This is a genomic window from Streptomyces sp. BK239, from assembly GCF_004217285.1.
Classification (GTDB): Bacteria; Actinomycetota; Actinomycetes; order Streptomycetales; family Streptomycetaceae; genus Streptomyces.
Genome location: NZ_SHKS01000003.1, coordinates 304,368 through 330,915, shown reverse-complemented (window position 1 = coordinate 330,915; position 26,548 = coordinate 304,368). Strand labels below are relative to the sequence as shown.

At 69.4% G+C, this 26,548-nt stretch carries 30 protein-coding genes; 18 read left to right on the top strand and 12 right to left on the bottom strand.

The genetic code is table 11. The features are described from left to right. Positions 1-14 precede the first annotated feature (14 nt). The 4 genes from EV567_RS11500 to EV567_RS27940 form a co-directional block, all read right to left on the bottom strand. On the bottom strand, positions 15-251 hold the full coding sequence (locus EV567_RS11500) for an acyl carrier protein (RefSeq protein WP_130438861.1): 237 nt from the start codon (positions 249-251) through the stop codon (positions 15-17). Next, complete coding sequence (locus EV567_RS11495; protein WP_130439539.1) at positions 248-1,309, bottom strand: beta-ketoacyl-ACP synthase III; 1,062 nt, start codon at positions 1,307-1,309, stop codon at positions 248-250. Before EV567_RS11495 ends, EV567_RS11500 begins: the two co-directional genes overlap by 4 nt. 109 nt (positions 1,310-1,418) lie before the next feature. Then, positions 1,419-2,774 (bottom strand): MFS transporter, encoded by a 1,356-nt coding sequence (locus EV567_RS11490; RefSeq protein WP_242620762.1) that lies wholly within the window; start codon positions 2,772-2,774, stop codon positions 1,419-1,421. A 355-nt stretch (positions 2,775-3,129) separates the two neighbouring features. Beyond that, positions 3,130-3,330, bottom strand: coding sequence for a hypothetical protein (locus tag EV567_RS27940; protein ID WP_207228739.1), 201 nt, complete (start codon positions 3,328-3,330; stop codon positions 3,130-3,132). 147 nt (positions 3,331-3,477) lie between these two features. On the opposite strand from EV567_RS27940, the gene EV567_RS28485 reads away from it, so the two are divergent. Genes EV567_RS28485 through EV567_RS11475 form a run of 3 tightly spaced genes read left to right on the top strand, consistent with a single transcriptional unit; the run spans position 3,478 to position 6,490 of the window. Continuing rightward, the gene (locus tag EV567_RS28485; RefSeq protein WP_347400488.1) at positions 3,478-3,603 is read left to right on the top strand and encodes a hypothetical protein; all 126 of its coding nucleotides are present in this window, start codon (positions 3,478-3,480) and stop codon (positions 3,601-3,603) included. Then, positions 3,600-5,966 carry a cation-translocating P-type ATPase gene (locus EV567_RS11480; RefSeq protein WP_130438855.1) on the top strand — a complete coding sequence of 789 codons (2,367 nt, stop codon included), beginning with the start codon at positions 3,600-3,602 and terminating at the stop codon, positions 5,964-5,966. Before EV567_RS28485 ends, EV567_RS11480 begins: the two co-directional genes overlap by 4 nt. Next, the gene (locus tag EV567_RS11475; RefSeq protein WP_130438853.1) at positions 5,963-6,490 is read left to right on the top strand and encodes a copper chaperone PCu(A)C; all 528 of its coding nucleotides are present in this window, start codon (positions 5,963-5,965) and stop codon (positions 6,488-6,490) included. Before EV567_RS11480 ends, EV567_RS11475 begins: the two co-directional genes overlap by 4 nt. A 33-nt stretch (positions 6,491-6,523) precedes the next feature. On the opposite strand, the gene EV567_RS11470 is transcribed toward EV567_RS11475, so the two are convergent. From EV567_RS11470 to EV567_RS11460, 3 genes are all read right to left on the bottom strand, one after another. Next, a complete protein-coding gene (locus EV567_RS11470) occupies positions 6,524-7,276 on the bottom strand; it encodes an aspartyl/asparaginyl beta-hydroxylase domain-containing protein (protein WP_130438851.1) in 753 nt (250 codons plus the stop codon). A gap of 825 nt (positions 7,277-8,101) precedes the next feature. Next, entirely contained in the window at positions 8,102-8,509 is a 408-nt protein-coding gene (locus tag EV567_RS11465) for a DUF5994 family protein (RefSeq protein ID WP_130438849.1), read from the bottom strand. Positions 8,510-8,595: 86 nt separating this feature from the next. Next, on the bottom strand, positions 8,596-8,898 hold the full coding sequence (locus tag EV567_RS11460; RefSeq protein WP_130439537.1) for a hypothetical protein: 303 nt from the start codon (positions 8,896-8,898) through the stop codon (positions 8,596-8,598). A gap of 533 nt (positions 8,899-9,431) precedes the next feature. On the opposite strand from EV567_RS11460, the gene EV567_RS11455 reads away from it, so the two are divergent. Beyond that, positions 9,432-10,109: a hypothetical protein gene (locus EV567_RS11455; protein WP_130438847.1), complete on the top strand. Its 678-nt coding sequence runs from the start codon at positions 9,432-9,434 to the stop codon at positions 10,107-10,109. A gap of 34 nt (positions 10,110-10,143) precedes the next feature. Here EV567_RS11455 and EV567_RS11450 read toward each other — a convergent pair whose 3' ends face one another. Continuing rightward, the gene (locus EV567_RS11450; RefSeq protein WP_165430355.1) at positions 10,144-11,862 is read right to left on the bottom strand and encodes a SpoIIE family protein phosphatase; all 1,719 of its coding nucleotides are present in this window, start codon (positions 11,860-11,862) and stop codon (positions 10,144-10,146) included. Between the two features lie 105 nt (positions 11,863-11,967). Then, the gene (locus EV567_RS27810) at positions 11,968-12,129 is read right to left on the bottom strand and encodes a hypothetical protein (protein ID WP_165430354.1); all 162 of its coding nucleotides are present in this window, start codon (positions 12,127-12,129) and stop codon (positions 11,968-11,970) included. A gap of 1,608 nt (positions 12,130-13,737) precedes the next feature. Between EV567_RS27810 and EV567_RS11445 the strand changes: the two genes are divergently transcribed. Next, positions 13,738-13,965 carry a hypothetical protein gene (locus EV567_RS11445; RefSeq protein ID WP_130438845.1) on the top strand — a complete coding sequence of 76 codons (228 nt, stop codon included), beginning with the start codon at positions 13,738-13,740 and terminating at the stop codon, positions 13,963-13,965. 365 nt (positions 13,966-14,330) lie between these two features. Here the strand turns inward: EV567_RS11445 and EV567_RS11440 are convergent, their stop codons facing one another. Both EV567_RS11440 and EV567_RS11430 read right to left on the bottom strand, forming a co-directional pair. After that, positions 14,331-14,732, bottom strand: a complete 402-nt coding sequence (locus tag EV567_RS11440) for a hypothetical protein (protein ID WP_242620761.1) — start codon at positions 14,730-14,732, stop codon at positions 14,331-14,333. Positions 14,733-16,445: 1,713 nt separating this feature from the next. After that, complete coding sequence (locus EV567_RS11430; protein ID WP_130438841.1) at positions 16,446-17,543, bottom strand: DUF1152 domain-containing protein; 1,098 nt, start codon at positions 17,541-17,543, stop codon at positions 16,446-16,448. A gap of 81 nt (positions 17,544-17,624) precedes the next feature. Between EV567_RS11430 and EV567_RS11425 the strand changes: the two genes are divergently transcribed. The 3 genes from EV567_RS11425 to EV567_RS11415 all read left to right on the top strand — a co-directional run bounded on the left by EV567_RS11425 (position 17,625) and on the right by EV567_RS11415 (position 19,903). After that, positions 17,625-18,365, top strand: a complete 741-nt coding sequence (locus EV567_RS11425) for a GntR family transcriptional regulator (RefSeq protein WP_130438839.1) — start codon at positions 17,625-17,627, stop codon at positions 18,363-18,365. Positions 18,366-18,641: 276 nt separating this feature from the next. Beyond that, on the top strand, positions 18,642-19,079 hold the full coding sequence (locus EV567_RS11420; RefSeq protein ID WP_130438837.1) for an ATP-binding protein: 438 nt from the start codon (positions 18,642-18,644) through the stop codon (positions 19,077-19,079). Between the two features lie 95 nt (positions 19,080-19,174). Next, the gene (locus tag EV567_RS11415; protein ID WP_130438835.1) at positions 19,175-19,903 is read left to right on the top strand and encodes a GntR family transcriptional regulator; all 729 of its coding nucleotides are present in this window, start codon (positions 19,175-19,177) and stop codon (positions 19,901-19,903) included. A 145-nt stretch (positions 19,904-20,048) separates the two neighbouring features. Here the strand turns inward: EV567_RS11415 and EV567_RS28110 are convergent, their stop codons facing one another. Then, positions 20,049-20,243, bottom strand: coding sequence for a hypothetical protein (locus EV567_RS28110; protein ID WP_242620760.1), 195 nt, complete (start codon positions 20,241-20,243; stop codon positions 20,049-20,051). Between the two features lie 164 nt (positions 20,244-20,407). Between EV567_RS28110 and EV567_RS11405 the strand changes: the two genes are divergently transcribed. The 10 genes from EV567_RS11405 (at position 20,408) to EV567_RS11360 (ending at position 26,523) form a co-directional block, all read left to right on the top strand. Beyond that, on the top strand, positions 20,408-20,758 hold the full coding sequence (locus EV567_RS11405) for a hypothetical protein (protein WP_130438833.1): 351 nt from the start codon (positions 20,408-20,410) through the stop codon (positions 20,756-20,758). A gap of 5 nt (positions 20,759-20,763) precedes the next feature. Continuing rightward, complete coding sequence (locus tag EV567_RS11400; RefSeq protein WP_130438831.1) at positions 20,764-22,137, top strand: FtsK/SpoIIIE domain-containing protein; 1,374 nt, start codon at positions 20,764-20,766, stop codon at positions 22,135-22,137. Between the two features lie 82 nt (positions 22,138-22,219). Further along, positions 22,220-22,828, top strand: coding sequence for a DUF2637 domain-containing protein (locus tag EV567_RS11395; protein WP_130438829.1), 609 nt, complete (start codon positions 22,220-22,222; stop codon positions 22,826-22,828). 19 nt (positions 22,829-22,847) lie between these two features. After that, a complete protein-coding gene (locus EV567_RS11390; protein WP_069926933.1) occupies positions 22,848-23,048 on the top strand; it encodes a hypothetical protein in 201 nt (66 codons plus the stop codon). Beyond that, complete coding sequence (locus tag EV567_RS11385; protein WP_130438827.1) at positions 23,048-23,239, top strand: mobile element transfer protein; 192 nt, start codon at positions 23,048-23,050, stop codon at positions 23,237-23,239. Before EV567_RS11390 ends, EV567_RS11385 begins: the two co-directional genes overlap by 1 nt. An 18-nt stretch (positions 23,240-23,257) precedes the next feature. Then, the gene (locus EV567_RS11380) at positions 23,258-23,452 is read left to right on the top strand and encodes a hypothetical protein (protein WP_130438825.1); all 195 of its coding nucleotides are present in this window, start codon (positions 23,258-23,260) and stop codon (positions 23,450-23,452) included. Beyond that, positions 23,449-23,715, top strand: coding sequence for a SpdD protein (locus EV567_RS11375; RefSeq protein WP_242620759.1), 267 nt, complete (start codon positions 23,449-23,451; stop codon positions 23,713-23,715). Before EV567_RS11380 ends, EV567_RS11375 begins: the two co-directional genes overlap by 4 nt. Before the next feature lie 116 nt (positions 23,716-23,831). Further along, a complete protein-coding gene (locus tag EV567_RS11370; RefSeq protein ID WP_130438823.1) occupies positions 23,832-25,145 on the top strand; it encodes a replication initiator in 1,314 nt (437 codons plus the stop codon). Continuing rightward, a complete protein-coding gene (locus tag EV567_RS11365) occupies positions 25,142-25,354 on the top strand; it encodes an excisionase family DNA-binding protein (protein WP_130438821.1) in 213 nt (70 codons plus the stop codon). The genes EV567_RS11370 and EV567_RS11365 overlap by 4 nt, the downstream gene beginning before the upstream one ends. Beyond that, entirely contained in the window at positions 25,354-26,523 is a 1,170-nt protein-coding gene (locus EV567_RS11360) for a site-specific integrase (RefSeq protein ID WP_130438819.1), read from the top strand. Before EV567_RS11365 ends, EV567_RS11360 begins: the two co-directional genes overlap by 1 nt. Positions 26,524-26,548: the final 25 nt, after the last annotated feature.

Sequence of the window (26,548 nt, the reverse complement as noted above, 5' to 3'; positions counted from 1 at the left end):
GGTGGTGACAGCCGCTACTGGGCGAGCTTCGAGTCGATGATCTTGGTGGTCGCGAGGAGGGTGAGGTCTTCCTCGAGTTCGTTGTCGTCGATGTGGATGCCGAGTTCGCGCTCGATGTGCATGCTGATCTCGACCATCGTCAGAGAGTCGACGTCCAGTTGGGCGAAGGTGATGTCCGGGCTGATCCGGTCACGCGGCGCGTCGTGCAGTTTCGTGACGATCTCGACCAGTTGGTCGTAGGTGGTGCTCATGGCTCCTGCCTTTCCCATGTCTTGTGCGGGTCGTCGATCCGGGCGAGAGCGGGCCACGTCAGGAGGCAGGACCCCCAGGTGAGCCCGCCGCCGAACGCGGTGAGCAGCACGTGTTCGCCCGCCTGGACGGTGTGTTGGGCAGCCGCATCGGCCAGGGCGAGCGGGATCGATGCGGCGCCGGTGTTGCCCACGGACTCGACGTTGGTCACCAGTCGTTCCGGGGGCAGCCCGAGGTCCTCGGCCACCGAGCGCAGGATGCGCAGGTTGGCCTGGTGGGGGACGATGCGGTCGATGTCGTCGACCTTGCAGTCGGCCAGTGTGAGCGTGGCGCGGGCGGAGGCCGTCATTCGGGTGACCGCGTGACGGAAGACCTCCTTGCCGCGCATGGCGAAGTGGTGATCCTGCGGGGCGACCGGACCGGGGGTGGATCGCTGCCGTGAACCACCGGCCGCCACCATGATCAGTTCCTCGCCGGCACCGTCGCTGCCCAGGTCGAAGTGGCCGACGGCGCCCGGTTCGTCGGCGTGGCCGACGCGTAGGACGACGGCTCCGGCGCCGTCGCCGAAGATGATCGCGTTGGTCCGGTCGTCGGGGTCGACGATCGTGGAGTAGGTGTCCGCGCCGATCAGCAGTACCCGTTCGGCCACTCCGGCCGCGATGAGCCCGGCGGCCGACGCCAGTCCGTAGACGAACCCGGTGCAGACGGCGCCGACATCGAAGGCCGCTGCCCCCGTCAGACCAAGTCGGTCGGCCACGAGAGGGGCGGTGGCGGGGCAGGAGCGGTCGGGAGTCGTCGTGGCGACGATGACGACGTCCACCTCTTCCACGCCCGCGGACCGCAGGGCGCGCCGGCCTGCCTCGACCGCCAGGTCGGAGGTGGCCTGGCCGGGTTCGGCGAAGTGGCGTCGGCCGATTCCGGTTCGGGTGCGGATCCAGGTGTCGCTGGTGTCGAGCCTCCCGGCGAGTTCCTGGTTGGTCACAACACGTGACGGGAGCCAGCCCGCCAGCCCGCACAGGACGGCAGCACGATCGCGAGGTGGACTGGGAGGGGCGGACATGCTGACCGGTCGGTCATGGGTGCTGGGCACAAGAGCTCCTAGGTCTCCAGGCGCGAGGGGTGAGATGTCTGGGACGGAACGGCCGTGGGAGGGGCGAGAACGGGCGTGCTCAGACGTCCGCTTGCCTTCGAAAGGGCAGCAGGGCCACGGCGCCGAGACAGATCCCGGCGGTGATGACGTAGACCGCGGCCCGGATCCCGTCCAGCAGATCGGCCGCAGTCAGATCGTGGCCGCCGGCGCCGGCGACAGCCACCAGGACCGCCAGGCCCACGGCACTGCCCACCTGCAGCGTGGTCGAGGCCAGGCCCGAGGCGATGCCCTGGTCCTGGGCGGGGATGCCGGTGGCGGCCGCAATCCACATGCCCGTCCAGGTGGCGCCCTGCCCCAGGCTGAGCAGCACGATCCCGGGCAGCAGACGCGCATAGGAGCCGTCAGCGCTGAAGGCGAGGGCGAGGAGCAGGGCGCCGACGGCGCCGATCGCCATGCCGCCCAGCAGCATGGTGCGCACACCCAGCGCGGCCACGGCCTTCTCGCCCACCTTCGTTCCGGCCGCCACGACGAGGGCCGGTACGAGGAAGGCGGCTCCCGTGGCCATCGCGCTGTAGCCGTGCACCGTTTGGAAGTAGAGGGTCAGGAAGTACGGCAGCGAGCTGAACGTGGCGCTGAACAGTGCGGTCAGCGCCATGGCACCCAGCAGGCTGCGGTGGCGAAACAGGTGTCCCGGCGTCAGCGGGGCGTGGCTGCGGATCTCGACGAGGACGAACAGGGACAACGAGATCACCGAGAGAGCCGCGCATATGAGAACGCCGCGGCTGGTCCAGCCGGCCTCCGGCGCATGGATGAGGACGAAGACGAGCAGTGTGATGCCCGCGGTGGCGGTCAGGGCGCCCGGAAGGTCGAAGTCCCGCTGCCGCGGCCGTGGGCCGTCCGCCGGGAAGAGGAACGTTCCGGCCAAGGCGATGGCCCCGGCCAGCGGCACGTTGACGAGGAACACCGCCGGCCAGCCGAAGGCGTCGACGAGCAGCCCGCCGAGCAGCGAACCGAAGCACAACCCGCCGGCCCCGGCGGCGCCCCACGCGGCCAGCGCCCGGTTACGGCTGGGGCCTTCCTCATAGAGGGTGTTGATGAGTGAGAGAGCGGCGGGGAACAGCAGCGAACCACCGATGCCCTGCACCGCGCGCACCGCGACCAGCACGCCGGCCGACTCCGACAGCCCGCCCACCAGTGAGGAGACCGCGTACAGCAGGGCGGCGACCACGAAGACCCTGCGGCGTCCCAGCAGATCAGTGGCCCGGCCGCCAAGGAGCAGGAACCCTCCGGTCGTCACGACGTACGCGCTGACCACCCACTGCAGGTCCTGTCCGGAGAAGCCGAGCGCGCTGCCGATGCTGGGGAGGGCTACGTACACGATGTTGTAGTCGAGCGAGATGACCAGTTGCGCGGTGGCCAGGACCAGTAGCGGCAACCCGAGGCGTTGGTGCGACGGAGCAGATGGCGAATTCACTGCAGGCATTGCGGAACGCTTCCCCCTAAGAATCCGTCCCCTGAAACAGGACGGCGGCTCACCCTGGGATCGTGGCTCACTTCGTGCGCCTGCCACAAGCACTCTCCTCCCAATTTCGGACTGGCTTGCGAGCCGGTTGCGGGAATCGGTCGCTTCTTCGTTTGAATGCCGAACGTTCGAGCCGGTCGCTCCGGGGGTCGGCGATGGAACATGCCAGGTGAGCTTGCAGATTCAGGGGCTGAGAGGGTGTAGCCGGCGCGCGTGCGGATTGCGGAGGGGTGGGTTCCCCATTCGACGAGTCGGCTGGCGGTGTCTGCTAGTTCCAGCCTTCTCGGTCGAATCCGAGCGCGGCAGGGATGGCTGATTTCAGCACCTTCATAATCGACTTGACTCGACCTTCGATATCGTTCTCGACGATCCGAAGTGCGATATTTTGAAAGCGTGGGGAAACCCTTATCAACAGGGAGTCGGACGGAGAAGGCGTCTGGTTCCCGGCGACAGTGAAGTTCTTTGTCACACGCCTGAGTCGAGCAATAGGCCAGGTACCCCCCTACCGTATGTATACATGGACAAGTCACAGCGTGGCCTTTTCGTTCCGCCTGCCTTGCTCGGGTTCGTCGTCCTGCTCGTCTCATTGACGGCGGCGTCATACGCAGTGGGACGCATGGCAGCTCCAGTGGCTCCGGGCATGCACCGCACAGTGCCGGCCTCCGAGGAGTCGCAGGAGCCGGGCATGCCCGGGATGCACGGTCTCGGTTCGGTCGACCGCCAGGTGCAGGTGAGCCGATGACCACCGCCGACCACCGTGAGACGGCCGACGAGTCCGTGGCGAGCACTGATCTGCTGGTGGGTGGCATGACGTGTGCCGCATGCGTGGGCCGGGTCGAGAAGAAGCTGGGCCGCGTAGGGGGCGTGACGGCAACCGTCAACCTGGCCACCGGGCGGGCCCGTGTCTCCCATCCCGCCTCGGTGACCGCCCAGCAGCTGATCTCCGTGGTGGAGAGTGCCGGCTACACGGCCGAGCTCCCCCCGTCGCCCGCCGAAGAGCAGCACGCGGACGTGACCCGCGAGCAGCGGACGACCGGCGCAGGCATCAGTGACAGGAGTCGGCTGCTGATCACAGCCTTGCTGTCGCTGCCCGTCCTCGTGCTCTCCATGGTCCCCTCCCTGCAGTTCACCTACTGGCAGTGGCTGTGCTTCAACCTGGCCGTCCCCGTGGTGGGCTGGAGCGCGTGGCCGTTCCACGAACGGGCCCTGAAGGGGCTACGGCATGCCACGGCGACCATGGACACTCTCGTCTCCCTCGGCGTGCTCGCCTCCTTCGCCTGGTCCGCGTACGCCTTGTACTTCGGCGGTGCGGGCCAGCCGGGCATGCGCATGCCGTTCAGCCTGGTGCCCGAGGCCGGCGGCACAAGCGCGCACCTGTATCTGGAAGCTGCCGTGAGCGTGCCGTTGTTTGTGCTGGCCGGCCGTTACCTGGAGGAACGCGCCAAGCAGGGCACGGGATCGGCACTGCGTGCGCTCGCCGAACTCGGTGCCAAAGAAGTCGAGTTGCGCGAGGGCGAGCAAGGCCGGCGGGTCCCGGTCTCCGAACTCGAGGTCGGTCAGGAGTTCCTGGTACGACCTGGTGAGAAGGTCGCCACGGATGGTGTCGTCACCGACGGCAGCTCCGCCCTGGATCTGTCCCTGGTGACCGGCGAGAGCGTGCCGGCGGAGGTCGGGCCCGGCTCGGCAGTGGTGGGCGGTGCCGTCAACGCCGGTGGGCTGCTGATGGTCCGGGCCACGGCGGTCGGTGCCGACACCCAGCTCGCCCGGATCACCAAGCTGGTGAGCGACGCACAGGCGGGCAAGGCTCGCATCCAGCGGCTGGCCGACGCCGTCGCGGGGGTCTTCGTACCCGCGATCGTGACCGTGGCGTGCACCGTCCTGGGGTTCTGGCTCGGCGCCGGTGCGGATGCCTCGGCCGCCGTGACCGCGGCGGTCGCCGTCCTCGTCGTCGCGTGCCCCTGCGCCCTCGGCCTGGCCACCCCGACCGCCTTCATGGCCGCCACCGGCCGAGGTGCCCAACTCGGCGTCCTGCTGCGGGGGCCGGAGGCGCTGGAACGGCTGCGGCACATCGACACCGTGGTCTTCGACAAAACCGGCACCCTCACCACCGGACGCATGGCCCTCGCAGGGACAACGGTTGCTGCCGGGGAGGATGCGGGCGAGATCCTCCGGCTGGCCGGAGCGGTCGAGTACGGCTCCGAGCACCCCATCGGTCGTGCCATCGCCGCTGCTGCCCGCCAGGCCGCGGACGGCGGTCAGCTGCCGCCGGTGGCCGACTTCCGTGCCGTTCCCGGAGTCGGCGTCAGCGGCCGCGTCGACGGGCATGACGTCGTCGTAGGACGCCCACGATCCGACACCCCGCTCCCGGACCCCCTTCAGCAGGCTCTGGCCGGCGCCCACGCCTCGGCGCGCACAGCCGTGGTCGTCGAGAAGGACGGCCGCCCGGTCGGTGTCGTCGCGGTCGGCGACACACTGCGGCCCTCCAGCTCTTCCGCCGTACGGCACCTGCGCGAACTGGGCATCGAGCCCATTCTGGTAACCGGCGACGGCCCGGCCGCCGCCCGTGCCGTGGCAGAACAGGTCGGAATCGACGAGGTGCACGCCGAGGTCACCCCGGAAGGGAAGACCGACATCGTCGCGAAGCTTCAGGATGACGGGTGCCGTGTAGCGGTCATTGGCGACGGAGTCAATGACGCCGCCGCCCTGGCCTCCGCAGACCTGGGCATCGCCATGGGCGGCGGCACCGACGCGGCGATCGGCGCGGCCGACATCACCCTCGTACGCGAGGACATGCAGGCGGTGGTCGCGGCCGTACAGCTCACCCGCCGGACCCTGAGCACCATCCACGCCAACCTCGCCTGGGCCTTCGGCTACAACGTCGTCACGGTTCCCCTGGCCGCCACCGGCTGGCTCAACCCCATGTTCGCCGCCGTGGCGATGTCCGCCAGTTCCGTCCTCGTGGTAGCCAACAGCCTGCGGCTGCGGGCCTATTCGCCCGCCGGACACGGCTACCGCTCCACCTCCGCACCCGCTGACAAGGGCGGCCCGACAGCACCGTCCGCGACGGACAGCAACGCCGCCTCGTCCCTGGAGGAGATCCGATGAGCTCCACCCCGTCCACCGCCTCGGCCGAACACCCGCCACCGCCCTGGCGCCGCCTGACCGCCGGTGCGCTGAACGCCGCTCTCGTACCCCTTGTCACGTGCGTGACGGCCTTGATGCTCCTGACGGCCTACACGACAGCGGGTGCGGCCGGTGAACCGCCGGCACGGATCAGCGTCAGCAACGCTCGTATCTTCGTGCCACCCAACTCCGAGAACACAGCCGCCTTCTTCGACATCACCAACAGCGGGGCCGCCGGCGACGTGCTCAAGTCTGTCTCCTCGCCGGAACTCGGGGTCACCATGCTGGGCCGACGGGTCACGAAGAACGGTGCGGGACGCATGGAGCCGCTCGAATCCCTCACGATCCCGGCCCGAAGCCGCGTGAACATGACCCCGTACGGCGTCGACGTGATGGTCATGAACCCGCCGAAGCTGAAGCCCGGGGACAAGATCAGCTTCGACCTGTGGTTCCGCGACAGCGGCCAGGTGACGGTAGAGGCTGTGACCGTTCCTCCGCAGTCGTGACGGGGAGGGATGCCACTGCGTCCCTCCCCGTTGTCACTCCTCGCCCATGAGCTTGCGGATCTCGGTGATGGCCGCGACGAGCGCCTTCCGCTCGGGGACGGTGGTCTCCGGATGCCACAGGTCGACGAGCAGACAGGTGCGCGGACGCGTCCCGTGGTTCCACGCTTCGTGCTCGAAGGAGTAGTCGAAGAGCAGGCACTTGCCCTCCTCCCACGGGCGCGTCTCGCCGGCGACCGAGATGCCGCACTCCTCGGGGATGTCGACCGCCAGGTGCAGGTTGATGCTGAAGTTCCACAGGTCGCAGTGAGGCGCGATCGCCGCGCCGGGAAGCAGGGTCGAGAAGTGGCACTCCAGCAAGGGGCAGAGCTTCCCGGCGTCGACCGCCTCCTCCTTCAATACCTGGAAGGCGGTCGGCACCGTGTCGGCCGACTCGCTCACCAGGCCGCCCTTGCGGAAGAGATAGAGCGCCTGCCAGTCCGACTGGCGGGTGAGGTAGTGCTCGTAATCGGAGAAAGCGTTCCGCCGGGCCGCCCAGGCGGTCTCCAGTTCCTTCTTGATCGTGGCGTGGTTCGCCTCGAAGGCGCGCACCACCGGTGCCAACTCAGGGTGACCGTAGGGATCGTGCCAGGGCTGCTGCGAAATACCCGGTAAGATCCACTTGGCCCCCTTCTGCATCGGATGGCGATCCCCCTTTCCCGCTGCCAGCATCTGCTCGACCCGGACGATCGAATCCGGTCCGTGCTCACTCCTGATGGCGGCGAAGGCGTCGTCTATCTCCGGGGTCATAAAATCTCCACGACTTCGAGCTTCACAGTCCCTGTATTCGTGTGGAGGGTACCCAGGAGGTACCCATCACGTCCCCGAGGGCAGGGCACGGCGTGGCCGGTACGGGGGCACGCAAGATGTTGTGAATGGCTCAGTGCGCCGGTAGTGCTTCGAATGCTTCGAAATCTCGGCCGCCGCTGGGAACTGGGGAGCGGGCTGAACCGACTCCCTTCAGGGAAAACAATGTCAGCCGTGGAGCCGGATCCCGACGGCAAGGCGCCGAGGGGCCTCCTTCTGAGGTGGCCCGGCGTCACGAGGACCACCGGACGAGGGACCGGCTCCGTCGGGTCGGCGGAGGGCCGGCGGCAGGGCGATGACGAGCGGCGCCCGCCGCCCCGATCACCCTGGGCTCGTCACACGCGCGCGACTCCGCCCCCGCGCTCGTGAAAGAGCGAGCCCCACCCTTCTGGCAGGCTCGCCGGGCCTGTCACCCGACGGGCGGAACTGACCGCACCGACAGCACGACCCGCGATCCGGGCCCCGGCCGCAGCCGCGCACACGCCAGACCGGGACCCACCCGCGTCCGGCGTCCGCAGGCCGGGTCAGCCGGCCTCCGCACAGCAAAACGGCCCAAGTCTATGACCTGGGCCTAACGGGGCCACCACGCCCCGTCGAGGATGCTCCGGCGCTCGTGAGTGGTGGTGAGCCGCAGGAGCGCAGTTCCGGGACACATGGATTCGTGTGGACCGTCCGCCAGCAAACCTGCCGGAGGCGGGGAATCGGGCTCGGGCATCGTGCTCACCTGCCTGTTCGGGGCCTCCTCGCGTCCACGCTACTCCTGGCGGGTCAGGCGCGGTCGCTGAGCGCGGCGGTCACGATCGGTTCGGCCGCCTCCTCGGTGGTGTCGGGCGGCACGACCAGCAGGTCCCAGCGGCCGAGGCCAGGGGAGAGCAGGACGACGGTGTCCGGGGCGTGCGCTGCGACCGTCTTCCGCAGCCGCACGACCTGGTTGGCTACGAGCATCCGGCCAGGTGCCGCGGACCAGGCCGCTCCGTTCACCGTGACGCCGGCGATGTGTCCCCAGGCGCGCGGCAGTGCGGCGAGCAGCTGCGGAAGCTCCGCCAGCAGGTCGTAGGAGCGTGGCCACCACACGCCGTCAAGACGACGCGGCAGCGCGCTGCGGGGCGCGAGGCGCAGGCGGAGGAGAGGGCGGGTGAGCGGTGCGGGCGGTGAGGGGGGCGCTGTGGTGATCATGGCGTTTCCTTCGACGGGTTGTGGAGCGGTGGGTTCGGCCCGGCGGGCGGCGAGGCGGTCCGACGTCGGCCGGCGCACGTTCGGCCTCAACGCCCCGCGGTGTTCCGCTGGTTGTGCGTCGTCCGTTCCCGGTGGCGGCGCGGCCGGAAGCGCCCCCGCCCGCCGTCGCGATGGTCGCGACGCTCGTGACCGGTGGAGGGGGCGGAGTGCGGTGCAGGCGGCGGGGTGGTGCCGGCGGCTCGGTCGGCGGCGGCTGGGGGGCCGGGCAGGAAGCGGCTGTAGGAACGCAAGGCGATCCTTTCGCTGTGTGCGGAGTTGAGCCGGTGGATCACGTACGCTCCCGCGGCGATGAGTACGAGGAGCGCGGCCATGGTGAGGGAAATGTCCATGGCGGTCACGACCTGACGATCGGTCGAACGCGAGAAGAGCTCGGGAGAAGCGGGCCCGCCGTCCCTCGGGCGCGTGGTGGCGCATCGGTGCCGGTGGTGCCGTTCGTGCTCGTGGCGCCGGTGGTGAAGAGCTGCAGTACGGCCCTGCGCGGGTCGGGCTCCGGCCACGCTTGGGCGGCGGAGAAGGAATCGAAGGCCGGGGCCATCGTGCTGACCTGTCTCCGGAAGCTCCTGCGCTGCGCGAGGCTCCCGGCGAAGTGTCTCGCCGAGGACGAGACCAGCGCGGAACCGGTGTGCGACATGCCCTCGGTACCTCCACCGTACTCCCGTGTGTCCTCGGCTGTCGGTAAGCGGACGGAACCGCCGTACCCGCCTCGGCGTTCTCGTCCGCCGTCGGTCCCGAAGGGGGGCGCGGCCGCGGGAGTACGGTTGAAGACACCGAGGGCGTCGCGCGCCGACTCCGACACCGGTGCCGCTCTCGGCGACCGACGACGCCGCGCCGGGTCCGCCCTTGCCCGAGCAGGGCTTGCCTCATGACCGTGAACGCGCCGGCTCCGCCGACGACCACCGAACTCCTCGGGCGTCCGGTCGGTTCGCACCCGACCGCGACGCGGAAGCCCGGCCCGAGGCCGGAACGGGGCTCCTCGCCCCGGGAAGGGCAACGCGTCCGGGCGCTGACCCGGCGTCAGATCGAGGACCATCTGCAGGAACTGGGCGATCTGTACGCGGAGACGTCCGGCGGCGGCCCTTGGGCGTGGAACCAAGCCCGCAGCGCCTTCCTGCGGCGGCTCGCGACCGACGCACGGCGACCGGGATTCGAGCTGCTGATCGCGGAGACCACCGTGCTGACCGGTTGCGCCCACGGCTTCCCCGTACGCGGCGACGGCCCCTGGTGGGAGGGCCTCGACGGATACCTTTCGGGGCGGCGGCTGCTCCGGCTTGCCGCCTCCGGACGCCTCTTCGTGATCTCCGGGATCCATGTTTCCTCCCGGGTGCGCAGGCAGAACCAGGACCGTGCCTGGAACCTCGCCCGGCGCCCGCAGAAACGGCTGCTCACCGACCACGGTGCCGCCGTCGCCGTCACGCTGGTGAAGCGCTCCGACCACAGGACCGTCGAGGCGCTGCGGTCCTGGGGATGGCGGTACGTCGAAGGCGACACACCTCGGACTGCCCCGCTCGGCCCGTTCCGCGTCCTGGTCCTCGACACCTGAGCCCCGGTGTCCCGCCTCACCGCGGGCACCGCCCTCAGGACGACGGCAGGCGCAGGGCGAGGAGGGCCACGTCGTCGGTGCTGCCGGGCGGCATGCGGGCGGGCAGCTGGTCGCACAGCGTGTCCAGCGATTCATGGGCGAGCGCGAGGGCGTGGCGGCGCAGACGGGCGAGGCCGGTGTCCAGGTCGCTGCCGGGGATCTCGATCAGGCCATCGGTATAGAGCAGGAGAGTGGAACCCGGTGGAAGGGGCTGCGCGGCGCTCGGCCTGCTGCCGCCGGTGCCCGGAGGGGCACCGAGGAGGAGTCCCTGTCCCGCTTCGAGGTACTTCGCCTGCCCGTCCCGGGTCAGCAGGAGGGGCGGCGGGTGCCCCGCGCTGGTCCACCGCAGCGTCCAGGGACCGGTGTGCGGGTCGCCTTCGAGCAGGGCGAGGACGAGGGTGGCCATGGGGACGGTGGTGATGGCGGGCATGGCGTCGTTGAGGCGGTCGACGACGGCGCCGGGCGGGCCGCTGTGGTCCCAGGCCAGCGAGCGCAGGATGCCGTGCAGTTGCGCCATTCCGGCCGCCGCGGTCAGGTCGTGACCCACGACGTCGCCGATGACCAGCGCGAGCGTGCCGTCCTTCCGCTCGAACGCGTCGTACCAGTCGCCACCGACCTGAGAGCCGGCCGGGGCGGGCTGGTAGCGGGCGGCCAGCCGCAGGCGGCCGGGCTGGGGCAGTGGGGCTAGCAGGTTGCGCTGCATGGCCTCGGCGACGGCGCGCTGGCGGCCGAAGCGGCGGGCGTTGTCGATGACCAGGCCGACCCGACGGCCGATGTCGCTCACCACTGTCAGGTCGTCGGCGTCGAAAGGGTGCGCCGGGTCCGTGCGCACCAGCGTCAGGGCGCCCGTGACCTGCTGCCCGGAGCCCAGCGGCACAGTGACGGCGGACGCCGCGCCCACGGCCCGCAGGAAGCCGCTGTGGACGGTGGCCAGGGCAGAGGAGACCGGTGCGGCCACGTCCGCCTCGCGCTGCAGAACGGGGTCAGCGCCGTTCAGCACCTGGACCAGGGGGGAGCCGGCCTCGTCCCCGGCCTCCGGAAGGCGCTCGCGCCAGTCCTCCTGCGCGGCGTCCCGGCCCTCGGGGCCCGTCACCGCCACGCGGTGGACCTGGCCGGAACCGACCCGGAGGTCCACCGCCGCCCAGTCGGCGAGGCGGGGAACCAACAGGCGGCCCAGCCGGACGAGGGCCTCATCGGTTTCCAGGGTCTGGCCGAGTACGTCGGTGATCTCCGCGACCAGAGTCAGCCGCTCGGTGAGGTCCTCCAGAGCACGTGTGTAGGCCGCACGCTCCCGACGCGCGCTGCGGTCGCCGGCGGCGTCGGTCAACAGCACGGCCATGCCCATGAAGGCGCCGTCGTCCCTCAGGGGAGAAGCGGACCAGGAGATCGCGATCAGGCGACCGTCCCCGCGCAGACAGATGTGGCCGTCATCACGTGCCTCGGCCCTCTCGGCCACGGCCCGCAGCAGCGAGCACCGCTCCCGGGGGACCCTGCCGCCGTCCGGCTCCCGGTGCAGCAGGTCGTGTGCGTCCTCCCCGAGCATCGCCGCGGCGGTGCGGCCCAGCAGCCGCTCGGCGGCCGGGTTGACCGCCAGAAACCGTCCAGCGGGGTCCACCACGATCAGGGCCGTGCCCAGCTGCCCGACGACCTGCCGCCAGAAACCCGGCTCGGCCGCCGACCGCCGCCGCCCCTCATCTCCGACACCCTCCACCACGCCGCCTCTCCAGTCATGGAAACCCTCCGCGGGCGCATCGGCAGACCGAGACACCGGTCGATCGACGGTTCCCCGACTTGGCTCGATCAACGCCGCGACCTTGCCTCAGACCATGGTGTACGACGCGTACGGATAGTGGTCGTCGCCGAGCCGGTCGACGGCGTGCGGCTGTCTTCGGCGTACGACCCGCTCCGGAGTGGGCGGTACCGGTCCGCGCGGCACGCGCGCCGGTGTGGGGCCGGGCGCGGCGGCGCCCGGCTCTGTCACAGGAAGGCCATGCGTTCCCTCGGGGGCGGGGGCCTCCGCCCCCTGCCCCGCAAGCTCTTGGCGGTGCGGTTCCTGGCCGGTCCAGTAGTAAGGGGGAACCGTGGTGGTCGGCCTCCCGAGCCCCCCTGCCCAGGGCAGGTCCGGCGGCAGGCTTTGGCCGCACCGCGCAGGAGGGGGAGGGGCAGCCGCACGGCGGTGCGCACAACCGGCGGCAGGTGTCTGTGGTCCGCTGACATGTCGTCCGACGAGATCGAGGACCGGATCCGCGGCCTGCTCGTCGACCTCGGCGTGGGCCCAGCACATGACATCCGCTACGGCCTCCCTGCGCCGCAGCCTGGCGACGGGCGGTATCGGAGGGAGCCGCCTGCGAAGGGCCGTGTACGCCTCATCCGCGAACTGCTGCTTTGCATAAGCGACTTCGCATCCATGTATTGCACCCCGAAGTGATCGCTTCATCTCGACCTGGGGCACGCGGAGGGCATGGAGCCGCAAAGTGGTCTAGGCAACAAGCAAACCCCAGGCCGCTGACCTGGGGTTTCGCTATGGAGCGGGTGACGAGAATCGAACTCGCGCTCTCAGCTTGGGAAGCTTGGGTCTCTTACGGCCGAGTGCCGGACTGACCTGCGGCGGAGCGGCTACGGAACCTGCCTGGCTGGCGGCCGGGTCACCGCTATTCCCCGTGGCTTCCCGCCTGACCTGGCACGGTTCTGGCACGCCGACACGGGTGATCTCTCATTGCTGGGCTTGGCCGCCTGGATGCTACGAATCAACTCAGCCGTCTGCGCTGACCGTTTCGCCCCCACTGTTGTCAGTGGGCCCTCATACAATCGGAGTTGACCGTCATGGTCCTGATGCGAAGGAGGTGAATGATGGCCAAGAAGGGAAGCGGTGGCAGCTCCGGGAGCAAGGCCCGGAGCGCCGAAACCGGCCGGTACGTGACCAAGAGCTATGCGAAGGCTCACCCGCGTACCACGGTGGTAGAGACTCCCAAGAGGCGTTCCGGCAAGAAGTGACCTCTTGAAGTCCAAACAGGGAGGGGTGTCGCTCACGCGGCGCCCCTCCGCTTCTCCCACCCTATCGACCCGTACGCGGACGGCTAGCCGCGGGGACGTCCGATCAGGACAACATTGAAGACCGCCGTGGCAGCGATGTCACCGCTGGTTCAAATCCCACCGCCTCCGCAGCGTGAGCAGTGAGAACGGCCCCTGACCAGAGCTGATGGTCGGGGGCCGTTCGCTTGCCAGGACGGCGGGCCTTCCCGCTGTCTCCCGCCCGATCGGGCACGGCTACGGCACGGGAACTTCTGATGTTCCTCAACTGTGCTTCTCTGGTCGGCGCCTGCGCCGGTACCCGAAGTACCGTCTCTGAGCAGGGGAAGAGCCGTCGTCGACTGTCGTCATCCGCCATCGTCGGCCGCCCTCGCACGGCCCAGGGGCGGCCCAGCCAGGGTCACTCGTCGACTACCACGCTCTGGTTCATCGAACGGTCATGGACAGCGACGCCCCAAAGGACTCGCGCGTTCCGAATGTGATCATCTCGTGACTTCACGCAGGCCGATCTTCACTCTATCTTTAGCTTTACTTGAAGGATCAACCGATAGGCACAGAAATGTCCGCACCGCAGCCTGTACCCCCTCAGCAACCCCAGGCGCCGCAGCCGATCATCATCAACAACAACGTTGCTGCTTCTGCCTCTGCGGCCGCCTTCGCCGGGGGGTACGGTCGACGACGCCAGTCCGCCAAGGTCCACGTGGTGCTGTTCCTGTTCACTGGGGGAATCGGCAACATCGCTTACGCGTGGTACATCAGCGACTGGAACAAGAAGCGCGGTCTGTAGTCAACGCCGGCTGAGCAGCAACAGCCGAGTGAGCGTGAGGGGCGCCGACCCGCAAGGGACGGCGCCCGCACGCGGCTGATGCTTTGAGGTCTGGCCTCATCCTTATCAGGTCGATCACAGGGGACCGTCGACGTCGGTCAACCCGGCCTGCGCCTCGGCAGATCGTCCACTGGGGTCCGCCGCCGAGCGCTGCTGTTCGTGCTTGTTGGTGTCAGCCGCTGGTGTCAGTCGCCGCACGCAGCCTTGACAAGCGCGGCCATTCTCTCGGCTTGGACGTGTGTCGGGCTCTGCACTGGCACCGCCTCAGACTCCGTTTGCCTCCTGATTTCGGCGAACGCTGCCGAGGTCCGCCGTCTCGGCGGCGATCACGGCAAGGGCGTCCTGGAGTCGGCGGACGGCATCCTCCGCCTCCGTGTATTCCTCAGGGCTGGGGAGGACAGTGCCGAAGCTGCCGCCACGGTCGGCTGGCATGGCGCGCCAGCGTAGGACCGGTTCGAGGGCGTGAGAGCGCCGGAGAGAAACCAGGCCAGACGGCCGTGAGTACGTGCGAGGGAGATGGCCAGGACGGCGAGTGTTTCCCGCAGGTGTTCGAGCCGCTTGATCTGCGGCAAGTCCTCCTGGACGTTCGGCGGGCCGACAACGTCGCGCAGGCCGGCTTCGGTATCAAGGGCAAGTGCGCGGTCGCTCGGCTCCAGTTTCCACACCTGGTCCTGGATCTGCTGCTCTGCTTCCTCGATCAGCACTGCAACGATCCTGCGCATGTCCATGCAGATCAGCCTAGAGGAACGGGCTTAGGCGTGGCGCTACCCCTCGATGCGAACTACGGGCACGGGGGTTGCTGAGGTCTCCTGGGCTGGCCGCGCGACTGCTCAGGGCTGCGAACAGTCACCTGCGGTCGGTGCGGTTGCTGTACTTCGCTGCTGTACCGCAGGCCCGACCGCGCTTAGCTTGGTGAGGTGAACTTCAAGCCGGAGGTCGAGAGCCACTGCGAGCAGTGCGGGACCGCCTTCCCCAGCAACTGGATCGGCCGCCCAAAGGTGTACTGCTCGCGTAAGTGCCAGCGGGCTGCGGCGAGGGCGTTCCACAGTCTCAGAAGCACCGCGCCATCTGCTTGCGCTCAGTGCTCCGCAGCGATCGAACAACCCGCAACAGGACGCCTTAGGCACTTCTGCTCAGATCGATGTCGAAAGGCGTGGGGGGCAGCAAACAGCAAACGGGTAGATCCTCTTGTTCGGCAGTTGGTACGGGCCGGAGAGACTGCCAGCAAGCTGACTCATGCTCACATGATGGGCGACATTAACTTGACGCGCCGTCATACGCAGGAGGTTCGAGCGACCGCCTTGGCGCTTCTAGATCTGTTGGACCAGACGCACGACTTCACAGGCGAGCACCAACTGAACCTGCTCATCGAGACCTTGCGGGACCTCTGGAGTGATCCGCGGCCCGGCGATACGGGCCTATAGGCCCTCTGAACAGCAGCGACTTATTGCCGCGGACGGAAGTGCGGCGTCAACTAGCTCGGCGCGTCGTGGCGAGCCATCATCTTTTTGTCGTTCCTGAGCCCAAGCTCCTTCAATGGAGAGCTGGGCCGTTTTGCTGTCTGGGCCACTGCTCCTCGCTGAAGGGGTGGTGGCCCTCTCTGCTCGGGAGGGTCTGGAGCTAGGGCCCGCCCGCGGATGTGGAGTCGCGACGGGCGAGCCCAGGGACCTGGAGGCCCGTAAGTGACAGTAACCGTTGGTGCGGTACCCATGGCGATCTTCCTAGTGGCGTGCTTTGTCGCCTACCTGGTCTTTCGGCATTCGTCGCGAGATCCACAGGGGGCGCCGGTACGAGGAGACCTGGGAGCCGCGATTGCTGCTGCCGGCATCGTCGTATCCGCACTGGCCTGGCTGCTTGGTGCGGGAACGGGGTCCGACAGCGAGATATCCAGGCCTCTGGATGGAGTACCTGCCGTCACTCAATCCCCGACGGCTCTCAGCAGCGAGCCCCCAGCTCAGCCCCCTCGCTGAAGGGAACGGGAGGGTGCGACGGCAGACATTCACTACCCACCACCCTCCCCAGCTCCCATCCCGTCCGCCGTCGACCCACACGTCTGTGGAGCGGGCGTGGTTCATGGCGTCCAGGTGGAGCGCGCTACTGTACGAACGACCTGGACGCCATGGGCCGCGTCTGCTCGGCTCTGCCTGGGTCGGCGGTGGACGGGATGGGAGCTCCCCGCGCACGCCACTACGAACCCGCGGCCGGGAACGGTGCCCCCTCCATCCCGGTGCCGGCCGATCCCCCGCCGGAGGCATTGCTTTGACCGCGGGCCGCTTCATGCGGTGATCGACTCATGGCCTTCGGCCCTATCCACATGTGGGCGCGCGTCGGCGCAGCGTGCGCGGAGCGGGCCGAAGGCAGGAGCGCAGCGCGCAGCGGAGCCGGGAAGCGCGCCCGGCGGAGCGGAGCGCAGCCGGGGCTTGAACCCGTAAAGAAGGTTGTTACTCAGTACCGGCAGGGATGTGCCATAGCGGGGCTGCGAACTGCTCCGGTCGCCTGTCGATGAGTAGGCGGCGCAGGTCATCGCGCTGTGAGCCGCTGAGGTTCAGGGCCTCGGTGAGGTGGCGGAACGTCGTGTGGGTGACACCGCGGCTTCGGGCCTCTGCCTCGAACTGGGTGAGTTGGGGGAGCACCGATTCGGCGTTGAGCTTCGGCGGGTGCTGTTCCTTGAGCCAGAGGGCCTTGTTGCGCTCGTAGTCGATCTCGGAGAAGCCGCAGATTTCACGGCTCAGTGACTCCGCCTCGTCCAGGGTGGTGGTCGACATGAGGGCGCGGGCCAGCTCGTTGCGGCTGACGGCCTCGTCTAGGTCGGCTTCGTGGAGCGTGGGGCTCTCGTCGGTGAGGGGAATGGGCAGGCCTGCGTCTCGGACTTCGCAGGTGCCGCGTACGCCTCGGGCTGCCGCTGCGAGCATGCCGGTCGCCTCCGAGGGGTGCCACTCCAGGACCTGGCTGATCGACTCCGTGTCCGCCGCGGTGAAGGTGTGGACGAGGGGGCCGAGTATGCCTCGCAGGTCCTCGTGCGACAGCTCGCCGTCCAGGCCGGGGCCTGCGACCAACAGGCGGACGGGGGCGTTGATCTGGCAGCACGCTGCCAGTGTCAGGGAGTCGGCGAGCGGGCTTTTCAGCGTCGGTTCGTCGCCCCGGGCCAGTACGTCGCCACCGACGTCGAGGAGATCGATCGACGTCGGCCTGAGGTGGGTGACCAGATTTTCGAGTTGGTGCGTGATGCCCTCGGCGCCGTGGCGCGGGTCGATCAGCGCGATGGTGTGCGGGAGTTCCGCCGCGAGTCGGGGGAGGGTGGAACCTGCCGGCGCTATGGGACGAGCCTGCGCCGGCACCTTCCGGACCGCCGGGGTAAGCGGTTCGAGGCCGGTGAAGTCGTCGGCTCCTCGGGGGCCCGGTACCGGGTCGATCAGCAAGCGGTCCCACGCGTACGTGAGGATCACCGCCTGGTCGCCGTCCCCGTACAGGGCGGTGTGAAGCATTGCGGCGGCGACAGCGTCGCCCCCTCCTCCTGCTGCGACGATCAACCGCGTCATGGGCCCAAGACTACGGGGTGGGCCCTTGACCAGTCGCCCTATAGTGGCTAGAGGCTATAGCCACTTGGACGAGGAGGGGGCATGCCCCAGATCGAGGAAGCTCAGCCGAAGTATCTCCAGATCGCGCACTTCATCCGCGATCAGATCCTTCGGGGCGACTTGCGGCCCGGGGACGAGGTTCCCTCGGAACGGCAGCTGGCGGCTGACTGGAAGGTTTCCCGGCCAACGGCGGCACGGTCGTTGGAGGCTCTGAGCCATCAGGGGCTCGTCGAGAAGCGGCAGGGGTCCGGCACGTACGTGCGGAGCCTGGAAGTGAACCGGCGGGCACGCGAGTTGTACGGGCGTGCCCGGCAGACCGGCAAGATCTACACGCCCGGCGAATACGCGGTGATCACGTCGGCCGGATGGCTGGATGCGCCGGACCACGTTGCTGAGGCGTTGGGCCTGGTGAAGGATCGCCGCGCCGTGCACCGCCGGCGGGTCACCAACAACCAGGACGGGCCCATCACGCTGTCCACTTCGTGGTTCGCGCCGGACGTCGGGCGGAAGGCGCCCAAGCTGCTGGAGCCGGAGCGGATCCAGCAGGGCACCCTGATGTACGTCGAGAACATGACGGGACGGCAGGGGAGTTACGCGGAAGATCGCATGTGCGCCCGACAGGCTACCGATGAGGAGGCGGCAGACCTCCAGCTTGATCCGAGGTCGGCCGTGCTGATCGTGCACCACGTCGTCTTCGACCTCCAGGACCGGCCGTTGGAGTTCGCCGAAGCCACTTACCCGCCGCAGCGCTGGGCGTTCGAGCAGGGATACCCCCTCACCTGACGGGCCGTCACTTCGGCGAACCGCTTGCGCGCCTCAAGTGGCCAATGCCACTATCCAGTAAGTGGCTAAGGCCACTTGATGGGAAGGGGGCACGGAGTGACGAGTCAGCAGCGGCATCAGGGAGCGCACTTACCTTGTCGGAGTTGCCGGGGACGGGGCTGGAAGCGTGTCAGCTCGCGTACGTCTCTGGCGCTCACCGCCACTGCCGACCGCGCCCGCGCCACATCTAGGCGGCGCTGCCTCGACTGTGACGGCAGCGGCAAGGAGTGAGGGCGGATGGCGTACACGATCGACCGCTACCCCTGCGAGGAGTCGCCGCGTCTCGGCGCGATGACCCTGCAGCCGGCCCCGGAGTCCGTACCCAGGGCCCGGCGATGGTTCCGCAAGTTCATCGCCCCGTACAACCCGGCCTGTTCGGTCGACGACTGCGTGTTGATGATCTCGGAACTGGTGACCAACGCCATCCGGTACGGACGGGCGGATGAACCGTGGCTCGTGCGGGTGGAGTGGTTCCGTGAGGAGACCTCGCTTCGGGTCGACGTCCACAACCCCGGCTTTCCCGCGAGCGTGAGGCTTCGGCGCCCGGACGCCAACGACGCGCACGGGCGCGGGCTGCTCCTCGTCGACTCGATCGCCGCATCGTGGCACTCCGGGCCCAGTCGCTTCGGCGGGACGGTGGTCTCCTTCGTGGTCGCCGATGCCTGGCCGTCGTGAGGAGGGGAACACCTTCCGTCGGTACTGCGCCGGCGGATTGGTCGCTAGTCTGGTTGACCAGTTGACTTGGCCAATCTCGACAGGCGGCGGCGTTCATGGCGTATGAAGTGGAGGCACCGAAGTATGTCCGCCTCGCTCAGACCATTCAGCAGCGCATCGAGGACGGCACGTACCCGCCCGGAACCCGCGTGCCCAGTGAGAACCAGCTGGTGCAGTCCTTCGGGATGTCCCGCCCGACCGTCGTCCGGGCGCTGGAGCTGCTGAAGCGTGACGGCTGGCTGGAGTCCCGGCAGGGGTACGGCACGATCGTGCGCGGGCGGCCGGCTGGCGCCGAAGAGAAGGACCGCCGGGGGAGCGAAGCGCTCGCGCGTGACGAATCCCGGACCGCGGGGCGGCTCGTCGAGGTCGGTCGTGTCTCTGTTCCGGCGCGCATCGCCTCCGCACTCGGGCTGCCGAAGCGGGCGAAGGCCCTCGTGCGCCGGTTCCTGGTCGAGGAGGACGGTGAACCCGTCGAGCTGGTCTCGTCCTACTTCCCCGCCAGCCTGGTCGACGGCACCGAGCTGGAGAGCACCGACCCCTTGAGTGGCGGTACCCGTGCTCACCTTGAGGCGCGGAAGAAGGTCCGCTTCGACCACGTGACGGAACGGGTCTCGGCTCGACTGCCCGAGCGCGAGGAAGCGGAGCTTCTGGAGCTTCCGGAGGGTGTGCCAGTCCTCAGCGTCCTGGTCGTCGCGTGCGACGCCTCCGGGCAGGCGCTGCAAGTCTCTGACGTGCTGCTTCCTGCTGATCGGCAGGAGCTGGAAGACACCTATCGCCTGAACTAAGCCCGATCGGGGGCTAACCGTCCTCCCGGCCGGGAAGCGGCGCGCCTTGGAGGAATGCCCGGTAGGCGTCTGCGGCGGCATCCTCCACGGTGGGACCCGCCGGTCCGTACCGCGTGTCGCTCCGGTCGCGCTTCGGCCCGGAGATTCAGAACGCCTCATCGGTTCCGACGTCGTAGAAGTTGGCGTCGAACAAACCGATGCCCGTCGCGCGCCGCAGCGTCCGCCCGTGGAAGTAGGCGGTCTTCCAGCTCCTGGAGAAGTCCACCCACCCGATCCACGAGGGCCCGCGGTCGGTGTCATAGCCCGTTTTGAGCTGCATGAACATGATTCGGCGAGGCATGTCCCCAGCTTGGCCGGTCGTGCCCCTCCAGCAAACCGAGTTTGTGGAGCGACGCAACGACCCGACCTTTCTAGCTTGACAAGTCAACTTGGCATCCCTAACTTCGAACTTGCTAAGTCAACTTGTCAGGTGGCGAGTTGACCGACTCAGAAGGAGCAACCTCTGTGCGTGTGATCCGTGTTGATGCCTCGACCGCCACGATCCTGCTCACCGAAGCGCCGGCGCCGAAGGTGCGCGACCGGCAGACCGGTGAGATCGCCAAGGACGCCGTGAGCGGTGAGGCGCTGATGACCATCGGCGTCGTCTACATCGACGAAGGTGAGTCGTCGCTGATCCAGGTCACCATCCCCGAGAGCGGTGTGACGGACGGCCTGACCGTAGGTGCCCCGGTCTCCCTCCCCGGCCTCGTCGCCCGGCCCTGGCAGAGCGTGTTCAACGGGCGGGAGCGGCACGGCATCGCCTTCCGCGCCACGGCCGTCATGCCCGGCGCGTTCCAGATGGCTCAGGCGGGCTGATCGACGTGACCGACCTGGTGACGTTGGCCGAGCTGGGCGGACCGCTCGCTGCGATAGGCGGCGCGGCCTACGCCCGGCACGCACACCCGGCGGCGTACTGGTCCACGGTCGGGCTGCCGCTCTCGGTGGCCCGGTTGGTGGCCTCGTACTCCTCGACCATGGACGCGTGCGGGCTGACCGTCGAGCCGTCCCGCTGGCGGGCGCTGGCCGTTCGGGCCGCCACTCGGCGGGAGATCCGGCCGGTTCCCCCGCGCCGCGGAGTGATCCGGCCCAACTCGACGGGCCTCCGCGTACGGCTGCGGCTCGCTCCCGGGCAGGAACCGGCGGACGTGGCAGCCTCGGCCGAACGGCTGCGGCACGCCTGGGGTGTTCACGCCGTGTACGTGCGGGACGTCAAGCCGGGTGTCGTCGAACTCCGGCTCGTCGGCTACGACGTCTTACGCAAGGTGCGGATGCCGCGCCGTGTCGACGGCGGGCTTCTGCGGGTGCCAGTGGCGCTGCGGGAGGATGCGACTGCCTTCGTCCGCGACTACCGCGCCGTACCGCACGAACTCGTCCTCGGTGCCACGCTGTCCGGCAAGTCCATGTACCTGCGCCACCTCGTCGCCGGCCTTGCGGCGCAACCCGTTGCCCTGGTCGGCATCGACTGCAAGCGCGGTGTTGAGTTGGCGCCCTTCGCTCCGCGGCTCTCCGCGCTGGCGACCGACCCGGACGAAGCGGCCGAGCTGCTGCCGGTCCTGGTCAAGGAAATGGAGGACCGATACGACCTGATCAAGGCCCGACAGGGCATCACGCCCGGCACCCCGGACGAGGAGATCACCTCAGACGTATGGGGCCTGCCCGAGAGTGAACGCCCGGTTCCCATCGTGCTGTTCGTCGACGAGGTGGCGGAACTCTTCCTCGTCGCCACCCGCAAGGACGAGGAGCGACGGGACGAGATGGTCACCCAGCTCATCCGCCTTGCCCAGCTCGGCCGCGCGGCCGGCATCTACCTCGAAGTGTGTGGGCAGCGCTTCGGTGCCGAACTCGGCAAGGGCGCGACCATGCTCCGGGCCCAGCTCACCGGGCGGGTATGTCACCGCGTGAACGACGAAGCCTCCGCCAAGATGGCGCTCGGCGACATCGCGCCCGAAGCGGTCGACGCGGCCTGTTCCATCGCCCCCGAACTGCCCGGCCTGGCCGTCGTCGGCGACACCTCCGGTGGCTGGTCCCGCATCCGCACCCCGTACCTGTCCCTCGCCGACGCTGCGGCCACCTGCCGGGAATCGGCGCACCTCGCCCCGGACGTACCGGCGCTCACGCCCTTCCGGCCGTACGTCCCGCCCGTGCCCGTAAAGGCGTCTGGGACGGCGACCGTTCCCCGCCCGGTGACCGAGTAGCCCTACGCAACCCCTCGGCCGGCGTGGCCGTACCGCGCCACGTCCCTACCCCGCCATGCCCGGAACCGGAAGGAGTGGCGCCGTGCGTTCCCTGCCCGTCCGCCTCGACGCCGTACTCGTCCAAGCCCTGATCGCCGCCGCTTTGTCCTTCGCCCACCTGCACGACCTGGCCGCAGCCGCCGGACAGGACGGCTGGAAGGCGTGGGCCTACCCGGTCTCCGTCGACCTGCTGTTGGTGGCGGCCTGGCGGCGACTGCGCTCCGGCGGATCGAAAGCGGCCGGGTGGTGCTGGTTCCTCGTCGCGCTGACCGCGTCGCTTGGTGCCAACATCGCCACGGCCGGCCTGCTCGACCTGGACGCCGTACCCGCCTGGCTGCGCATCCTCGTCGCCGGATGGCCCGCGGTCGCCTTCCTCGGCGGCACGCTCCTCGCCCACGGTCCGACCGCGGAGTCTGAAGCGGCCCCGGCCCCGGCCCCGATCCCGGCACCTGAGCGGCCCGCTGTCGAAGCGGCGCCCGAACCTGCTGCGTCGCCCGGCACTCCCGTCCCGCCGGCCCTCGTCACCCACGCCCGCAAGGTCGCCGACGACCACCACGCCCGGACCGGAACCCCCATCGACACCCCGACCCTTCGTGCCCGGCTCGGCGTCCCACTGCCGCTAGCCGAAGCCATCGCCGCCCAACTCACCTGAATCGGGAGCACTTCCGCCCATGCGTCCGTCCACGCTCCGCGCCCTCAACCGCGCCGCCGAGCTGACCCGCCAGAACCGCCTCACCGAAGCAATGCTCATCGCCGAACCCGTGATCATCACCGCCGACGAGTACGAGGGCGAGGAGATCCGGCGGTGGCTGCTCGACCACGTCGCCGACTTCACCGGCGAGAACCACCCCGACTCGAAGGAGCTGCCCTGATGCCCGCCAACCCGCGTTTCCGCCGGGTCGTCCGTATCGGACCCGTCCAGGTCGGCACGTACTACGACGGCCGGGGCCGCGAGAAGCACGCCGCCGTGTGCACGGCTCCGCGCTGCGGCTTCTCCGCCGACTACGACAGCCGCACCGCCGCCGAGCTGGCCGCCCGCACCCACCGCTGCCGCGCCCGCTGATCCGCAGAGGAGAACGCCGTGACCGTCTCGCTCCCGCTCGTCTTCGTCCTGGGCGTCGTCGCCTGGGCCGCGATCAAGTTTCTCGGCGTCCGCCTCTGGGTCGCCGTCGTGATCGCCCTGTTCGGCTTCTGGCTCTCCCACACCTTCCTCGCCCCCGCCATCGAGACCGGCACCCGCACCGGCGTCGACGTCGTCGACGGCACCGACAAATGACCAGGAGGTACGCCGTGCTGTTCCGCCCCCAGCTCCCCGAATCCCCGCACCTGCCCACGACCCTCACTGCGCAGCACCAGGTGCAGGCGCCGATGTCGTCCGCTGGCCGCCCGCTCACCCCCTACGTGGGTGCGGTCGCCGCGGTGGTCGTCGTCGGCATCGTCCTGACCGCGCTGCTGGCCGCCGTCGCCGTCACGGCCGTGTCTGTGGCCGTCGCCGCAGTGGTCCTGCGCTCCGTGGTCACCGGCGCCACCAGGCGCTGAGCGGCCACCGGGGCGGCAACAAGCCGCCAAGCATCCCGCCGCCCCGGGGCCGTCCCTTCCCACCGCCGAAACAGTCGAAAGGAACTCCCATCATCACCCGGCAGACTCCGCCCCCGCTGGCGGAACTCTCCACGCTGGCCTCCCTAGGCACCCTGCCCGAGCTGGCCCGCCAGCTCTCCGGCCTGGGCGGCTGCACCCACCCCGTCCGCCTCGACGGCCACCGCACCGAGTACGACGTCGACACCCGTACGGGCGAGATCGGCAGCGTCCTGCACCACCTCGACTCAGTCGCCCTGCCCGCCGGTCATCTCCTGGTCCGCTGCAACAACCGCCGGGCCACCCGGTGCGCGGCCTGCGCCGAGGTCTACCGCCGCGACACCTACCACCTGATCACCGCCGGATTGCGCGGCGGCAAGGGCACCCCCGACCAGGTCGCCACCCACCCGCGCGTCTTCGCCACCTTCACCGCCCCCGGCTTCGGCCCGGTCCACAACCGCCGCACCAACGGCCGCCCTTGTCGCTGCGGCACCCAGCACGACCAGGACGACGCCGTCCTCGGCACCCCGCTCGACCCGGACCGCTACGACTACGAGGCGGCCGTCTTGTGGAACGCGCACGCCGGTGCCCTGTGGCGGCGCTTCTCGATCTACCTCCGCCGGGAGGTCGCCAAGCGCGCCGGCCTCACCCAACGCACCTTCCGCCACCACGCCCGGATCTCTTTCGCCAAGGTCGCCGAATACCAGAAGCGCGGAGCCGTCCACTTCCACGCCGTCATCCGCCTCGACGGCCCAGAGGGCGGCGACACCCCGCCGCCCGCCTGGGCGACGGCCGAACTCCTCGCCGACGCCATCCGCGCGGCCGCGACCGCCGCCCGCGTCGACGGCCCGGAGATCGACGGCCGCGCCCACACCTTCGCCTTCGGACGACAGGTCGACGTCCGTGTGATCCGCTCGGCGGACTTCGACGGCAGCCAAGAGCTGACCGAGCGGGCCGTCGCCGCCTACATCGCCAAGTACGCCACCAAGGGCGCCGAGACCGCGACCGGCGCCCTCGACCGGCCGATCCGCTTCCTCGCCGAGCTGGCACAGGCCCGGATCACCGAGCACGCCCGCCGCATGATCCGTACCGCCTGGACCCTCGGCGCTCGCAAGGATCTCGAACACCTACGCTTGCGCGCCTGGGCTCACATGCTCGGCTTCCGCGGCCACTTCTCCACCAAGTCCCGCCGCTACTCCACCACTCTCGGCGCCCTGCGCGACGCTCGCGCCGAATGGCGCCGAGCGCAAGCAGCAGTGAACGGCCCCGAAACAGAGACGACGTACGTCCTCGCCCACTGGGTCTTCGCCGGCACCGGCCTTTCCGGTGCCGAAGCTTGGCTTGCCGCATCACTCGAACCCGCCCCCGGCACGGAAGGAGAGCCGACCACATGAACGACCGGTATCTGTCTGTCGACCAGGTCGCCGAGCTGCTCGGCACCTCCGTCCGCTTCCCTCGGCGGCTCATCGAGGAACGGCGCATCCGGTACGTGAAGGTCGGCCGGCACGTGCGTATCCCGGAGAGTGCGGTGGCGGAGTTCGTCGACTCGCACACGGTGGAGCCGTTGAGGCGTCCCCGTGCCCGCTACGGGAGGGCTGCCTGATGGCGAACGACAAGGGACGGCGGCGCCGCTTCGGTGCGATCCGGCGACTTCCCTCCGGCCGTTACCAGGCGCGCTATCCGGGCCCGGACGGCGTCATGCGGCCGGCCCCCTTCACCTTCGAGACGATCGCCGACGCCGACGACTGGCTTGCCGAGAAGCAGACGGAGATCCGCCGGGGGGAGTGGCGGGACCCCGAAGCGGGCGCGGTGAGCTTCCGGGCCTACGCGGACAAGTGGGTGGAGGAACGCGAACTGGCTCCGCTCACGCGGGACCTGTACCGGTACCTCCTGGACAAGCACCTCACCGCCTTCGCGGATCTGGACCTGGACGAGATCACCGCCCCGCGCGTCCGAGAGTGGCGTGCCGAACGGCTGCGGGCCACGGGTGCCAAGACGATCACCGCCAAGGCGTACAGGCTCCTCAAGGCCGTTCTGGAGACGGCCGTGGACGACGAGCTGATCCAGCGCAACCCGTGCCGGATCAAGGGCGCCGGCAAGGAGAAAGCGGCTGAGCGGCGCATCGCCACCGTTGCCCAGGTTGACGCGCTTGCCGAAGCGGTGGGGATGCGGTGGCGGCTGATGGTCTACCTCGGCGCCTACGGTCCGATGCGGCCGGAGGAACTGGCGGGTCTCCGCCGGCGTGACGTCGACCTCGACAACCTCCGCGTCCGCGTACGCCTCGCCGAGCCGGAACGGATGAACGGGCGACGCGTCCAGGGCGACACCAAGTCGGAGGCCGGGACCCGGACTGTGATCCTTCCCGCATTCCTCCACCGGGAGCTCCGCTGGCACCTGGAGTCGTTCGCGGAACCGGGGCCCGACGGGCTTTTGTTCGTAGGGGAGAAGGGTGCTCCCTTCCGGCGCAGCACCTTCGGGCGAAGGTGGCGTAAGGCCCGGGAAGTCGTCGGCATGCCTGAGGGCTTCCGGTTCTACGACCTCCGCCACACAGGGCACACGCTGTCCACCCGGTCCGGTGCCACGCTCAAGGACACGATGGTCCGCGCCGGCCAGTCCTCGGAGAAGGCCGCGCTGATCTATCAGCACTCCGACGACGACCGACAGCAGGAAGTCGCCGCCGGCCTCGACGCCACCGTACGGAAGGCGCGGGCCGCCGCGGCCGGGAGAGCGCCGGACAAGCCTTCTGGCACGAATCTGGCACGCGGCGAGTGATCGCCGAGCACAGCAAAAAGGCCCG